This is a genomic window from Polynucleobacter sp. 86C-FISCH (genome assembly GCF_018882415.1).
GTDB lineage: Bacteria > Pseudomonadota > Gammaproteobacteria > Burkholderiales > Burkholderiaceae > Polynucleobacter.
The window spans coordinates 1,707,979-1,721,617 of sequence record NZ_JACVOL010000001.1 but is presented as its reverse complement, the minus strand read 5'-3'; the positions used below and the strand labels follow the sequence as shown (position 1 = coordinate 1,721,617).

The window sequence follows — 13,639 nt, the reverse complement described above, 5'->3', positions numbered from 1 at the left end:
GATCTAAGATTTAGTAATGCTGATTTGGTTATGCGGGGAACTGCGCCAAGAAACGCAGATCGTTTTCGAAGAAGAGACGTAAATCGTCAACGCCATAACGCAACATGGTTAAGCGCTCCAATCCAGATCCAAAGGCAAATCCGGTATAACGCTCTGGGTCAATGCCCATATTGCGCAATACGTTTGGATGCACTTGCCCTGCTCCGGAGATTTCCAACCAGCGGCCGGCAAGCTTGCCGCTACCAAAGGCCATATCGATTTCAGCCGATGGCTCAGTAAATGGGAAATAGGATGGACGGAAACGAACTTGCAACTCGTTTGTTTCAAAGAAAGTTCTTAAGAAGTCTGTATAGACACCCTTGAGATCTGCAAATGAAACACTCTCAGCAATCCATAAGCCTTCAACCTGATGGAACATCGGTGAATGCGTTGCATCGCTATCAACGCGATAGGTTCTACCAGGGGCAATCACTTTGATTGGCGGCATCACATCTGCGTTGGCGTATTTCTTAACATGCTCGCTCGCATAGCGAACCTGAATTGGGCTGGTATGCGTGCGCAATAACAAAGGCTTCTCGTTGGAATCTTTGCCATCGATATAAAAAGTGTCCTGCATAGAACGAGCAGGATGATTCTCGGGACTATTTAAGGCGGTGAAATTAAACCAATCGGTTTCAATTTCAGGGCCATCTGCTACATCAAAACCAATCGAACGAAAGATCTCTTCAACGCGTTCCCAGGTGCGCATCACAGGATGCAAGCTACCTACTGCTTGACCACGGCCAGGCAAGGAAACGTCAATAGATTCCGCAGCAAGACGTTGCATCAACACAGCATCGGCCAAAGCTTGGCGACGCTCTTGTAATGCAGCTTCTACTTGGGTTTTGATTTGATTAATTTGGGCGCCAGCACTCTTGCGTTCCTCAGGCGACATTCCACCAAGCGCTTTTAAACGCTCAGTGAGAACACCTGACTTACCGAGATACTTGGCTTTCGCGTCCTCTAGAGCTGCCGCATCGGCAGCCCCGAGGAAATCACGTTTAGCATCCTCGACAATGTGGTCGAGAGAAACCATTGCAGCTTAGTTTAGAAAACTAAGATTAAGCTGCAGCGTTTACTACGGATTTGATCCGAGTAACCAAAGCAGCGAAAGCCGCTTTGTCAGCAATGGCCATATCAGAAAGTACTTTGCGGTCGAGTTCGATCGCAGCTTTCTTCATACCATTCATGAATACGCTATAGGTCATGTCATGCTGACGAACTGCCGCGTTGATACGAGCAATCCACAAAGCGCGGAATACACGTTTCTTGTTGCGACGGTCACGATATGCATATTGACCAGCACGCATAACCGCTTGCTTAGCAATACGGAATACGTTCTTACGACGGCCACGGTAACCTGTAGCGGCATCGGTGATTTTCTTATGACGGGCTCTTGCTGTAACCCCACGTTTGACTCTTGGCATTTAATTCTCCTAATCTAGTCTGAGGTTAAGCGTATGGAAGCATAGAGCGAATTGACTTAACGTCAGCTTTCGCAACTTCTGTGGAACCACGGAGGTGACGCTTATTCTTTGTGGTCTTCTTGGTGAGGATGTGGCGTTTGAAAGCCTGACCTCGTTTAATCGTTCCGCCTGCGCGAACCGTGAAGCGCTTTTTAGCGCTACTCTTGCTCTTCATCTTGGGCATAAAGCACCCCTTCAATTACTTGTGCAACATAGGTGGTAACCGACGGTTACTCTTCCTGTACCCAGAAGCACTTCAAACTACCGGCGCCTTTCAGCGCCTCCCTACATAAGAACCAGGTAGAACCTGATTACTTAGCCTTACGAATGGGGGCCAATACCATCACCATCTGGCGGCCTTCCATCTTTGGAAACTGTTCGACTTGGCCGTATTCAACGAGATCCAACTTCAAACGCTCCAACATTCTGACTCCGATTTCTTGGTGGGCCATTTCACGACCCCGAAACCGCAGCGTAATCTTTGTCTTATCGCCATCTTCTAAAAAGCGGATTAGATTGCGTAGCTTCACTCCGTAGTCACCATCATCAGTACCAGGGCGGAATTTAACTTCCTTCACCTGAATTACCTTTTGCTTCAGCTTTGCTTCATGCATCCGCTTGGCTTCTTGGTATTTGAATTTGCCGAAGTCCATGATGCGGACTACAGGTGGTACAGCCGTCGGAGCAATTTCAACCAGGTCGGTTTCTTTCTCTTCTGCTGCAGCCAAGGCTTCACTCAACTTAACTACACCGATGGGCTCTCCATCAATTCCAATCAAACGCACTTCAGGAGCAGTAATTTCCCGGTTAATGCGTTGCAATTTTTCAGTAGCGATCTTCTTAATTCCTTTAAAAAAACAATAAAAACCGTTCTAACCCTAGCTAGGCTCGGGTCCGACCTTCTGGGATATATCCTGCTGGAGTCGGGCAACGAAGGCATCAATAGGCATTACTCCTAAATCCACTCCGCCACGGGCACGAACGGCTACCGTATTACTTTCAGATTCTTTATCCCCTACAACGAGCAAAAACGGGATCTTCTGTAATGCGTGCTCGCGTATTTTATACGTAATTTTCTCGTTCCGCAAATCGGATTCGACTCTAAACCCTTGTTTTTTCAGCAATTGCTGCACTTGTTGTGCATATGCAGCAGAATTTCCTGAAATATTGAGGACTACAGCCTGGGTCGGAGCAAGCCAAACCGGCATGTTTCCAGCGTGATTTTCGATCAAAATACCAATAAAACGCTCTAAAGAGCCCACAATTGCCCTATGAAGCATGACTGGAGTCTTACGGCTATTGTCTTCAGCCACGTATTCAGCACCTAAACGGGCTGGCATGGAGAAGTCCACCTGGATCGTGCCGCACTGCCATGTACGCCCAATAGAGTCCTTGAGGTGATATTCGATCTTTGGACCGTAAAAAGCACCTTCGCCTGGCAATTCTTCCCATTCCTGGCCAGAGGCCTTCAAGGCGCCGCGCAGAGCATCTTCAGCCTTATCCCAAATGGCGTCATCGCCAACGCGTTTGGCTGGACGTAAAGCAAGTTTTACGGCGACCTCGGTAAAGCCAAAATCTTGATAAACAGCACGAACTGCTTTATCAAATGCGGCCACCTCAGATTGAATTTGATCTTCGGTACAGAAAATATGACCATCATCTTGTGTGAATCCACGTACGCGCATCAAACCATGCAAAGCGCCCGATGGTTCATTGCGATGACATTGACCAAATTCACCAAAGCGTAATGGCAACTCACGATAGCTATGCAAACCAGAGTTATAAATTTGTACGTGACCAGGACAGTTCATCGGCTTTAATGCATAAGCACGATTTTCCGACTCTGTCGTAAACATATTCTCTTTGTAGTTTTCCCAGTGGCCGGATTTTTCCCACAGACCACGATCCAAAATTTGTGGCGCTTTAACTTCTTGGTAGCCTTCTTGCTGATACACGCGACGCATGTATTGCTCAACTTCTTGCCAAATTGACCAACCTTTTGGGTGCCAAAAAATTAAGCCTGGAGCTTCTTCTTGGAAATGAAATAAATCAAGCTGTTTACCAAGACGACGATGATCACGCTTCTCAGACTCTTCAAGCATATGCAAGTAAGCATCTTGATCTTCTTTACGTAACCAAGCTGTACCGTAGATACGCTGCAGCATCTCATTCTTGCTGTCGCCACGCCAGTAAGCACCAGCAAGCTTCATCAGCTTAAATACCTTGAGCTTTCCGGTAGAGGGTACGTGCGGGCCGCGGCACAAGTCGGTGAACTTGCCTTCTGCATAAAGGGAAACATCTTCGCCTTGCGGAATGCTGGCAATCAATTCTGCTTTGTAGTTTTCACCCTGCTTTTTGAAAAACTCAACAGCTTCATCGCGCGGCATTACGGTACGCGTTACTGGCTCATCTTTTTTAGCGAGCTCAGTCATTTTCTTTTCTAAAGCAACTAAGTCATCTGGAGTAAATGGGCGGTGATATGAGAAGTCATAATAAAAACCATTCTCGATCACTGGGCCAATCGTAACTTGCGCTTCAGGAAATAATTCTTTTACAGCGTATGCCAATAAGTGAGCAGTTGAGTGACGAACAATCTCTAATGCTTCAGGACTCTTATCGGTAATGATGGCAAGCTGACTATCTTTATCAATAACAAAACTGGTATCCACCATCTTGCCGTCAACAATGCCGCCTAAAGCGGCTTTTGCAAGACCACTACCGATGCTTTGCGCAACATCCGCTACGCGAACAGGCGCCTCAAACTCACGTTTTGATCCATCGGGCAGAGTAACTACAAGCATGATGACCCCATCTTATTTACTGAACTTCATTCCTAACTTCTTTCCCAAAAAGAAAGCGCGGTAGCTTGTGGGCATCCGCGCCTCTTTGAAGTCCTTAATGGCACTTCTTTTGGGTCTTATTCGTTGGTAGGCTCGATTGGACTCGAACCAACGACCCCCACCATGTCAAGGTGGTGCTCTAACCAGCTGAGCTACGAGCCTATACAGCCATAGAGTTTATCACCGGCGACGCACTTGGGTGACCCCTTTGACCTCTTCTAGGCTGTTTTGAACCACTCGCAACACTTCAGAATCCTTCACCTCAACCGTTAAAAGGATCTGAGCCAAGCCCTTTTTGGCTGATTTACGTAAATCAATCACATGAACGCCCTGCCGCGTGAGAATCTCAAAGAGCTCCCGCATGAGCTCAGGTCGATCTAAGCCAGTTACAACCAAATCTGCTGGGAATACCCGTTTTTGCTCCTGATTGACGATAGGATCTGCTGCTGAAGCTGTCCAAGCTGTTTGAATTACTCGCTCCGGGGCCCTTTCCAAAAGACCTCTGAAGGTTTTGCATGAGCGTCGATGAATCGACACCCCTCTACCTTGAGTCACAAATCCGGCAATAGCGTCTGGAGGAACAGGTCTGCAGCAACGCGCCAACTGCGTTAACAAAGAATCCACCCCAACCACCAAGACGTCACCACCCCGCCCAGATTTATGCGTGCTACTACGCAAGACAATTTCGGGTGTGACAGGAGTAGCCTTTAGTTCTGGGCTTGCTTCGTTTTTACTCTCTACAGTCTTGGAAGACTGCCCCGCTTCTTCATCATCCAAAGCATTAAACCAAGCGCGCACTCTTTGGCGCGCTCTTTGCGAGCGCAGGTAATTTTTATCAGGGCTAATCCAGTCGCGTGATGGACCGCCATGCTTGACCGCAATGATTTCAACTGTTTGACCATTCTGCAGGGATGTCTCCAACGGCACCATAGCGCCATCTACTCTTGCGCCTCTACAACGATGACCAAGATTGGTATGCACCGCATAAGCAAAATCAATTGGCGTTGAGCCCTTCTCTAATGAGATCACCTTACCCAAGGGAGTGAGCACATAAATATGATCGTCAATCTCATGGTGCTTAAGTTGCTCCCAAGCATCTTCCTTCCAAGAGATGAGCTGACGAGCCCAGGCTATTTGCCTCTCGTAAGCTACCTCTGCGCTGTGCGTGCCTTGCTGATGGTTGGCACTGGGCTTATTGGTTTTGGTTGGGTTAGGTGGCGTCGCCATTCCAACATAAGCACCCTCCTTGTAACGCCAGTGTGCTGCCAAACCATACTCAGCTTGCTGATGCATTTCTTGTGTACGCACCTGAATTTCAAATGCAGTACCGTCATCATTCATGACTACGGTATGCAGGGATTGATAGCCGTTGGGTTTAGGTCTAGCAATGTAATCATCAAATTCACGCGGCACTGGTTGCCAAACGTTATGCACAATACCCAGCACGGCATAGCAAGACTTCACATCATCAACTAAAACTCGAAATGCTCTAACGTCATAGAGGCTGGCAAAATCTAAAGACTTGCCTTGCATTTTTTTCCAGATGCTATAGATGTGCTTAGGTCGCCCAAGTACTTCACCATCAATTTGCGCAGCCTTGAGCTCTTCCTGCAGCTGCAAAACAATTTGATCAATAAAGGATTGGCGCTCAATACGTTTTGCATCGAGCATCTTGGCTATCTCACGATAAGTATCTGGAGACAGCGCCCGGAATGCTAAATCCTCCATCTCCCACTTCATCTGCCAAATACCAAGACGGTTGGCTAATGAGGCATCGATATTGAGAATTTCTTGCGCCCAAGCAGCTGGCATCTCGATTTTTTCCTGGGTGACCCAGCGCAGGGTCTGCAATCGAGATGCGAGATAGATCAGCACCACCCTTAAGTCATCACCGAATGCTAAAAGCATTTTGCGGAGCATTTCTTCTTGGCCAGTAACACTTAAGCCACCATCGTCACGCATCAGCTTTGCTTGGGCCTGGCGCAAACCTCGATAACCAATCAGTAACTTAGCAGGCTCTTCACCAATAAGCTTGATAAGCGCTTCTTTGCCGTGGGTGCGTGCAATATTGCTTGCCGCAATGAGGGTTGCTTCATCTAAGTTGAGAGTTTGCAGGATCTGCGAAACCCCAAGTGCGTGTGATTCAGCAGGCTCGCCATACCAAGCATCCTGAAATACTGCTAGCTTTTCGGGGTTAGTGGGAGCATTTGCCATCGGCAAAAATGAAATAAGGAATTAACTAAAGAATTCTTTTGCCAACGCAATTTGTTCGGGCTTTACAAATGCAGGAGCATGACCTACGTTTGGAATCTCAATACTGCGCGCATAAGGATTTACTTTGCACATTTCTGCTACCGTTGCTGCTGACAGCAAATCGGAATTACCGCCGCGCACAATCAACATTGGAATATGAATTTGCTTGAAGGCATGCCACATCGCCATTTCACCTGCCTTGGCCATGATTGGATTAACTGAAGCAAAAGGTACTGAGATATCTGGGTCGTAATGCATAATCCATTTACCTTCTTTCTGAATCAACATAGGTCCGTTATAGATTTCCCACTCTTGCGCAGTGTGCTCGCCAAAACTGGCGCAGATTTCATTCAAGCGAGAAAGAGCATCTTCACGATTGGCAAACGCAAAGGGCTGACCTACGTAAGAACCTAAACGTTTGATGGCCTCAGGCTCAATTCTAGGGCCCACATCATTAATTAGCATGCGACGTATTGGCGAATTTGGCATTGCCGCATAAACCATTCCAATAAGACCGCCCATAGATGTACCGAACCAGTCCACTTGTGAAACACCGAGCTTTTTAACTAGCGTAGCAATGTCAGAAACGTACTGTGGCACGGCATAAAGCATTGGATTACTAAGTCGATCTGAATCACCCCTGCCAACAATATCTGGACAGACAACGTAATAGTCTTTGCACATCGCTAGCGCGAGAGTCTTAAAGTCACTGCCACGTCTTGTAAGGCCATGAACACACATCAATACTGGATTACCTGGATTGCCCCATGCGTGATATGCCATGCGGTGTTTTTCATCGCCACTAGTGCAATCCACATAAAAAGTTTCGCCGTCATGAAATACATTTGCCGCCTGCGCTTCATTGTGAACTTCATGACTGGCGTGATCATGCTCATGATCATGGTCCTCACCAATCACTTCGGGCTGCAAGGTCACATGATCGATACCATGTTTATCTAACAGCATTTCATTAATTCTAGACATGATCTGAGGCCATTCTTGAATATCGGCAATTTCAATATGACCAATCAATGCTGGAAAGCTAGGGGTCATTTCCCAGACATGAAGATCATGAACAGCCAATACGCCGGGAACATTTTTTAAATCAGTGCCTACCTGCAAATAATCGATGTGGAGCGGCACTCCCTCCATGAGGAAGTGATATGACTCATGAAGAATGGAGATCGTGGATTTCAGAATCAAGAGTGAAACCAAAATAGACAAAATGGCATCGATTGGCATCCAGCCTGTTAACTGGATAACTACACCAGCAATCAGTGCGGCGATTGATCCCAGCAAATCACCCATGACATGTACTAAAGCTGCGCGGGTATTCACACTCTTCTTATCGCGTGATAACACCCATGCAACCACGATGTTCATCAACAAGCCAATGGCAGCAACAACCGTTACGGTAAGACCGTCTACCTTATGTGGCTCATAGAATCGACTAATTGCCTCAACCATAATCCACACGACTAAGGCCAACATCACAATACTATTAACAAATGCAGCTAAGGCCTCCGCCCTTCCAAATCCAAATGAATGTTTTGGAGACGGTGGACGACGGGAAATAATTTGCGCCAACAAAGCCAATCCGAGTGCTGCCGCATCGGTAACCATGTGCCCAGCATCAGAAATCAACGCCAATGAATTGGCGAAGTATGCTGCCGCCCCTTCGACACCGGAAAAGCCTAAAGTAAGTACTAAGGCAATTAACAGTAAATTTTGATTGGAGACTTGCTTGCTATGGGTGTGTTTTGCATCACCCTTTTTATGAGCATGCAGCGAAGGATCAACACCAGAATTCATCTTTGGTGTCGAGGGCTTTGAGTGAGGAAAATGGAATCCCGACATAGTGATTCCATTATTTCATTCATCTGGATAAATTGCTCAGAAACCCGTTGTATCAACAGGGGCACCTGTCTTAGCAATAACTTCTTCTTTGGTTACGCCAGGAGCGAGTTCTGTCAACTTTAAGCCCTTAGGAGTAATGTCAAGAACACATAGATCTGTAATGATCTGACTAATAACGCCCACGCCCGTTAAAGGCAATGTGCACTTAGGCAAAATTTTGAGCTCTTCTGTGCCATCTTTTTTCTTAGCAACGTGCTCCATAAGCACAACAACGTGCTTTACGCCTGCTACCAAGTCCATCGCGCCACCCATGCCTTTGACCATTTTCCCTGGAATCATCCAGTTGGCCAAATCGCCGTGTTCGCTCACTTGCATTGCACCCAAAATTGCAATATTGATTTTGCCGCCACGAATCATTCCAAAAGAATCCGCAGAAGAAAAAATGGATGAACCAGGCAAAGTAGTAATGGTTTGCTTACCAGCATTGATTAGGTCTGCGTCAATCGTTTCTTCGGTTGGAAATGGGCCAATACCCAATAAGCCATTTTCAGACTGGAGCCATACTTCCATATCCTTTGGTACATGGTTCGCAACCAATGTAGGCATACCAATACCCAAGTTCACGTAGTAACCGTCTTTTAATTCTTTAGCAGCACGTGCTGCCATCTCATCTCTTGTCCAAGGCATTTCGATCTTCCTAAATATTCTGTTCTATTGCTATTCGTGAAATTACGCTTTTGCAGTCATCGTGCGCTGCTCAATGCGCTTCTCTGGCGTTGTATGGAGCACCAAGCGGTGTACATAGATACCAGGCGTGTGAATCTCATCCGGGTGAAGTTGACCGTTCTCAACAATCTCCTCAACTTCAGCCACTGTAATCTTGCCAGCCATTGCCACAACTGGATTGAAGTTACGTGCTGTATAGCGGTAGACCAAGTTACCAGACTTATCTGCTTTCCAAGCTTTCACCAAAGATATATCCGAAACGATTGAACGCTCCATGATGTATTTTTCACCATCGAATTCTTTTTCTTCTTTACCTTCGGCAACTAAAGTGCCAACACCAGTCTTGGTATAGAAAGCAGGAATACCGCAACCACCTGCGCGTAATTTTTCAGCTAAGGTTCCTTGTGGCGTAAATTCCAACTCCAACTCACCTGCCAAATACTGACGTTCAAATTCTTTGTTTTCACCCACGTATGAGGCAACCATCTTTTTGACTTGGCGCGAGTTCAGCAACAAACCTAATCCGAAACCATCAACGCCAGCATTATTTGCAATAGCAGTTAAGTTTTGAGCACCCAAATCCTTCACTGCCTGGATCAAAGCTTCAGGAATGCCACAAAGACCAAAGCCGCCAACGGCTAATTTTTGTCCGTCTTTTAAGATATCCCGCAAGGCATCAACTGCCGATGGGTAAGTTTTATTCATAACTTTTGTCCTAATATTGCCAAAATGGGTAAAAAAGCAATCATAACGCTTCAAGCCCATTGATTAAGGTGGTCTTGGCACTAATTCGGTTTTTGACAGTTGGAACTAAACTATTAGGGCTGAAAAGCACTATTTTTGAGAAATTTCGGAGAAATTGAATGAATGCTGCTGAACTGGTAGAGCAATTTGGTCCCAGAGACTCCATGGACTATGACTTAGTCATTGTTGGGGGTGGGCCTGCAGGCTTATCAGCCGCCATTAAAGCCAAGCAACTGGCCAATGCCTCCGGCAAAGAGATCAGCGTATGCGTTCTTGAAAAGGGCTCAGAAATCGGCGCTCACATTCTTTCTGGCGCGGTGATGGATCCAAAAGCGCTTGCTGAGTTATTTCCAGATTGGAAAGAACTGGGTGCACCATTAGAAACAGAAGTAACTCAAGATCAGTTTTTATTCTTGACCAGCGATAACTCTTATCAAGTCCCGAATTGGATGTTGCCCCACTGCTTTAAAAATGAAGGCAACTATATTGTTAGTCTTGCAAACGTGACACGTTGGCTAGGGCAACAAGCAGAAAATCTTGGCGTTGAAATCTTCCCAGGCTTCCCAGCAGCAGAAATTCTCTATAACGATCAAGGCGCAGTTTGTGGAGTGATTACTGGCTCAATGGGTTTGGATAAAGAAGGTAATCCAACCGATCAATTTCAACTTGGTATGGAATTGCGTGGCAAGTACACCCTCTTTGCTGAGGGTTCACGCGGCCATCTCGGCAAACAGCTCATCTCCAAATTTGCATTAGATAAAGATGCCGACCCACAAAGCTATGGCATTGGTATTAAGGAGCTCTGGGAAGTGGAGTCCTCCAAGAGCAAGCCTGGGCTGGTTGTCCACACGGCAGGCTGGCCATTGGAGAGCGATACCTATGGCGGCTCATTCCTTTATCACCTAGGTGATAACAAGGTTGCAGTTGGCTTGGTGGTTGGCCTCTCATATAAGAACCCTTACCTTTCTCCTTTTGAAGAATTCCAACGCTATAAGTTGCATCCAAAAATTCGTGAAACTTTTGAAGGCGGCAAGCGTATTGCTTATGGTGCACGTGCGTTAACTGCAGGCGGCTTAAACAGCCTGCCAAAAACCGTGTTCCCTGGTGGCGCACTCATTGGTTGCGATGCTGGCTATTTGAATGCATCACGCATCAAAGGCAGTCATGCCGCCATTAAGACAGGCATGCTTGCTGCAGAAGCGGCAGTCGCAGCGATTAATGAAAACCGTTCTGAAGATGTTTTATCTGCTTACCCAACTGCATTCCAAAATAGTTGGCTACATACAGAACTCAATCAAGCGCGTAACTTCAAGCCATGGATGTCAAAAGGGCTCTATCTCGGCACCCTCATGGTTGGTTTGGAACAGAAGTTGTTGGGCGGTAATATGCCTTGGACTGTCCATCTAAAACATGCTGACCACGAATGCCTTGAGCCCGCTGCTCAACACAAGCCCATTGATTATCCGAAGCCAGATGGGAAGATTACGTTTGATCGCCTCTCATCCGTATTTATTTCCAATACGAATCATGCCGAGAATCAACCTATTCACTTAACTTTGAAGAATGATTCGGTGCCTGTGGATGTGAACCTTAAAACCTATGCAGGCCCCGAGCAACGCTACTGCCCTGCTGGCGTGTATGAGTACGTAGAAACTAACGGCAAGCCACGCTTGCAAATCAATTCTCAGAACTGTGTTCATTGCAAGACTTGCGATATTAAAGATCCAACTCAAAACATCGTGTGGGTTACGCCAGAAGGTGGCGGCGGCCCGAACTATGCTTCCATGTAATAAATACAGCCCCGGTTATATGCCGGGGTTTTTCATTCAAAACACGATTCAATAAATAGCGTTATATTTAGCTCATGATGATCTTACATACCATGCTTCGCGTTGGCGACTTGAATCGCTCCATTGATTTCTACACCAAAGTATTGGGTATGAATTTACTGCGCACTACTGAGCGTCCTGAGCAAAAATACTCACTCGCTTTTGTGGGATACGGCAAAGGTAATGGCGATGGACAAGCTGAGATTGAGTTGACCTATAACCATGGAGTTTCTAGTTACGAGATGGGAACAGCATATGGTCATATAGCCATTGGTGTTCCTGATGCATATGCTGCATGCGCCAAGATTAAGGCGGCTGGTGGCAATGTCACTCGTGAAGCTGGACCAGTAGCTGGCGGCGACACCATCATTGCATTTGTTACCGATCCTGATGGCTACAAAATAGAGCTTATTCAGCGCTAATCGTGGCCCAGCCCGATTCATATCAATTAGAAATACTTGATCGCTTAAGCGATATCCCTTGCCAGGACTGGAATGCTCTACTTCCTTCTGATGCAGGACCCTTTCTGCGTCATGAATTTCTGAGTGGCCTAGAAGAAACGAGTTGTGTTGGCGGCAATACCGGGTGGCAAGTTGCGCACCTACTCCTAAAAGATCATGGCCAACTGATAGGCGCAATGCCTCTGTATTTAAAACAACATTCGTATGGCGAATTTGTATTTGATTGGTCATGGGCTCAGGCTTATGAGCAGCAAGGTATGCAGTACTTTCCAAAGGCCCTCTGTGCCATCCCCTTCTCGCCAGTACAAGGCTCCAGAATTCTTAGCGCCAGTCACATTGATGCCGATATGGTTAAGCAGCATGTCATTACAGGGTTAAAAACTTTAGTTGTACAAAACAATCTGTCTTCAGCGCATGTTTTATTCCCTTACGCCTCAGACTCTAAAAGCCTTCAAGAGCAAGGCTTCATGCTACGTGACTCAGTGCAATTTCATTGGCATAACCAGAGCTTTGAGAACTTTGAGCAATTTTTAGCAGTCCTCACAATGAAGCGCCGCAAGAATATTCGGCGTGAACGCGAGCAAGTGGCAAAAGAATCTATTAGCTTTAGGCATGTGTCAGGAATATCTTCAACCAATGATGATTGGGAATTTTTCTATCGCTGCTATGAAAATACATACTTAGAGCATCGCTCTAATCCATATCTCAGTGAGGCATTCTTCAAGCTATGGGCACAGCGAATGCCCGAGAACCTTCATTTAATCATTGCTGAACGTGCGGGAAATCCTATTGCTGCATCATTACTAGTCATAGACCCCAAAACCTCCAAGGCTTATGGCAGATATTGGGGTGCGATAGAACATATCCCCTGCTTGCACTTTGAAACTGCCTATTACCAAGCCATTGAATACTGCATTTCCAACAAGGTACAGACCTTTGAAGGCGGCGCACAAGGTGAACACAAGATGGCGCGCGGCTTCTTACCTACTACGATTCAATCAGCCCATTTCATTGCCGATCCCCGCTTTGCCAAAGCAGTACAACACTTCTTAGATCGAGAGCATCAAGGGATTGGGGCTTATGTTGATGAGCTAGCCGAGCACAGTCCTTTGAAATCGTCTAAAGTACAGCCATGAATTCTGGAAGCAACGACACCAAATCAGCCTCGCAAGATGGCTCTCACTCCCTATCGACTGGGGATAATGAGTCCGACTCCCCTTGCATTGGTGTGTGCACCACTCTTTACGATGAAATCTGCCAAGGATGCGGTCGCACTCTCGGAGAAGTCAGTAATTGGGTTTTCTTTTCTCAAGAAGAAAAGGATTCAGTGTGGAAGCGCATTCGCGAAGAAGGTACTGCGACCCGCTTTCAACGACAAGCCAAAGAAAATAAGCCCGCGTAGGGGCTTATTTTTACTAACAGGT

General features: G+C 46.5%; 13 protein-coding genes and 1 tRNA gene. 4 read left to right on the top strand and 10 right to left on the bottom strand.

Annotation, left to right across the window (positions count from 1 at the left end):
• Positions 1 to 28: 28 nt before the first annotated feature.
• From pheS to ICN10_RS08670, 10 genes are all read right to left on the bottom strand, one after another.
• The gene (pheS, locus tag ICN10_RS08715) at positions 29 to 1,075 is read right to left on the bottom strand and encodes a phenylalanine--tRNA ligase subunit alpha (RefSeq protein WP_216156758.1); all 1,047 of its coding nucleotides are present in this window, start codon (positions 1,073 to 1,075) and stop codon (positions 29 to 31) included.
• Positions 1,076 to 1,100: 25 nt separating this feature from the next.
• Positions 1,101 to 1,466, bottom strand: coding sequence for a 50S ribosomal protein L20 (gene rplT, locus ICN10_RS08710; RefSeq protein ID WP_011902675.1), 366 nt, complete (start codon positions 1,464 to 1,466; stop codon positions 1,101 to 1,103).
• Between the two features lie 25 nt (positions 1,467 to 1,491).
• On the bottom strand, positions 1,492 to 1,689 hold the full coding sequence (gene rpmI / locus ICN10_RS08705; protein ID WP_011902674.1) for a 50S ribosomal protein L35: 198 nt from the start codon (positions 1,687 to 1,689) through the stop codon (positions 1,492 to 1,494).
• A 127-nt stretch (positions 1,690 to 1,816) separates the two neighbouring features.
• Complete coding sequence (gene infC, locus ICN10_RS08700; RefSeq protein ID WP_205627502.1) at positions 1,817 to 2,341, bottom strand: translation initiation factor IF-3; 525 nt, start codon at positions 2,339 to 2,341, stop codon at positions 1,817 to 1,819.
• 42 nt (positions 2,342 to 2,383) lie between these two features.
• On the bottom strand, positions 2,384 to 4,306 hold the full coding sequence (gene thrS / locus ICN10_RS08695) for a threonine--tRNA ligase (protein ID WP_216214668.1): 1,923 nt from the start codon (positions 4,304 to 4,306) through the stop codon (positions 2,384 to 2,386).
• Between the two features lie 124 nt (positions 4,307 to 4,430).
• A tRNA-Val gene (locus tag ICN10_RS08690) sits at positions 4,431 to 4,507 on the bottom strand.
• An 18-nt stretch (positions 4,508 to 4,525) separates the two neighbouring features.
• Positions 4,526 to 6,559 (bottom strand): bifunctional (p)ppGpp synthetase/guanosine-3',5'-bis(diphosphate) 3'-pyrophosphohydrolase, encoded by a 2,034-nt coding sequence (locus tag ICN10_RS08685; RefSeq protein ID WP_216214666.1) that lies wholly within the window; start codon positions 6,557 to 6,559, stop codon positions 4,526 to 4,528.
• 21 nt (positions 6,560 to 6,580) lie between these two features.
• Positions 6,581 to 8,410, bottom strand: a complete 1,830-nt coding sequence (locus ICN10_RS10210) for an alpha/beta fold hydrolase (protein WP_216214664.1) — start codon at positions 8,408 to 8,410, stop codon at positions 6,581 to 6,583.
• 81 nt (positions 8,411 to 8,491) lie between these two features.
• The gene (locus ICN10_RS08675; RefSeq protein ID WP_068321494.1) at positions 8,492 to 9,142 is read right to left on the bottom strand and encodes a CoA transferase subunit B; all 651 of its coding nucleotides are present in this window, start codon (positions 9,140 to 9,142) and stop codon (positions 8,492 to 8,494) included.
• Between the two features lie 42 nt (positions 9,143 to 9,184).
• Positions 9,185 to 9,886 (bottom strand): CoA transferase subunit A, encoded by a 702-nt coding sequence (locus ICN10_RS08670; RefSeq protein WP_216214662.1) that lies wholly within the window; start codon positions 9,884 to 9,886, stop codon positions 9,185 to 9,187.
• A gap of 158 nt (positions 9,887 to 10,044) precedes the next feature.
• Here ICN10_RS08670 and ICN10_RS08665 point away from each other — a divergent pair, with 158 nt between their 5' ends.
• The 4 genes from ICN10_RS08665 to ICN10_RS08650 all read left to right on the top strand — a co-directional run bounded on the left by ICN10_RS08665 (position 10,045) and on the right by ICN10_RS08650 (position 13,617).
• On the top strand, positions 10,045 to 11,715 hold the full coding sequence (locus ICN10_RS08665) for an electron transfer flavoprotein-ubiquinone oxidoreductase (protein ID WP_216214660.1): 1,671 nt from the start codon (positions 10,045 to 10,047) through the stop codon (positions 11,713 to 11,715).
• A 74-nt stretch (positions 11,716 to 11,789) separates the two neighbouring features.
• On the top strand, positions 11,790 to 12,176 hold the full coding sequence (gene gloA / locus ICN10_RS08660) for a lactoylglutathione lyase (protein ID WP_216214658.1): 387 nt from the start codon (positions 11,790 to 11,792) through the stop codon (positions 12,174 to 12,176).
• A 2-nt stretch (positions 12,177 to 12,178) separates the two neighbouring features.
• Complete coding sequence (locus ICN10_RS08655; protein WP_216214656.1) at positions 12,179 to 13,351, top strand: GNAT family N-acetyltransferase; 1,173 nt, start codon at positions 12,179 to 12,181, stop codon at positions 13,349 to 13,351.
• Positions 13,348 to 13,617 carry a DUF1289 domain-containing protein gene (locus ICN10_RS08650; protein ID WP_216214655.1) on the top strand — a complete coding sequence of 90 codons (270 nt, stop codon included), beginning with the start codon at positions 13,348 to 13,350 and terminating at the stop codon, positions 13,615 to 13,617. Before ICN10_RS08655 ends, ICN10_RS08650 begins: the two co-directional genes overlap by 4 nt.
• Positions 13,618 to 13,639: the final 22 nt, after the last annotated feature.

Excerpts from the sequence above, each read along its gene's own strand:
- pheS (WP_216156758.1), bottom strand. The coding sequence starts at position 1,075 with ATGGTTTCTCTCGACCACATTGTCGAGGATGCTAAACGTGATTTCCTC.
- rplT (WP_011902675.1), bottom strand. The coding sequence starts at position 1,466 with ATGCCAAGAGTCAAACGTGGGGTTACAGCAAGAGCCCGTCATAAGAAA.
- rpmI (WP_011902674.1), bottom strand. The coding sequence starts at position 1,689 with ATGCCCAAGATGAAGAGCAAGAGTAGCGCTAAAAAGCGCTTCACGGTT.
- thrS (WP_216214668.1), bottom strand. The coding sequence starts at position 4,306 with ATGCTTGTAGTTACTCTGCCCGATGGATCAAAACGTGAGTTTGAGGCG.
- ICN10_RS08685 (WP_216214666.1), bottom strand. The coding sequence starts at position 6,559 with ATGGCAAATGCTCCCACTAACCCCGAAAAGCTAGCAGTATTTCAGGAT.
- ICN10_RS10210 (WP_216214664.1), bottom strand. The coding sequence starts at position 8,410 with ATGAATTCTGGTGTTGATCCTTCGCTGCATGCTCATAAAAAGGGTGAT.
- ICN10_RS08675 (WP_068321494.1), bottom strand. The coding sequence starts at position 9,142 with ATGCCTTGGACAAGAGATGAGATGGCAGCACGTGCTGCTAAAGAATTA.
- ICN10_RS08670 (WP_216214662.1), bottom strand. The coding sequence starts at position 9,886 with ATGAATAAAACTTACCCATCGGCAGTTGATGCCTTGCGGGATATCTTA.
- ICN10_RS08665 (WP_216214660.1), top strand. The coding sequence starts at position 10,045 with ATGAATGCTGCTGAACTGGTAGAGCAATTTGGTCCCAGAGACTCCATG.
- gloA (WP_216214658.1), top strand. The coding sequence starts at position 11,790 with ATGATGATCTTACATACCATGCTTCGCGTTGGCGACTTGAATCGCTCC.
- ICN10_RS08650 (WP_216214655.1), top strand. The coding sequence starts at position 13,348 with ATGAATTCTGGAAGCAACGACACCAAATCAGCCTCGCAAGATGGCTCT.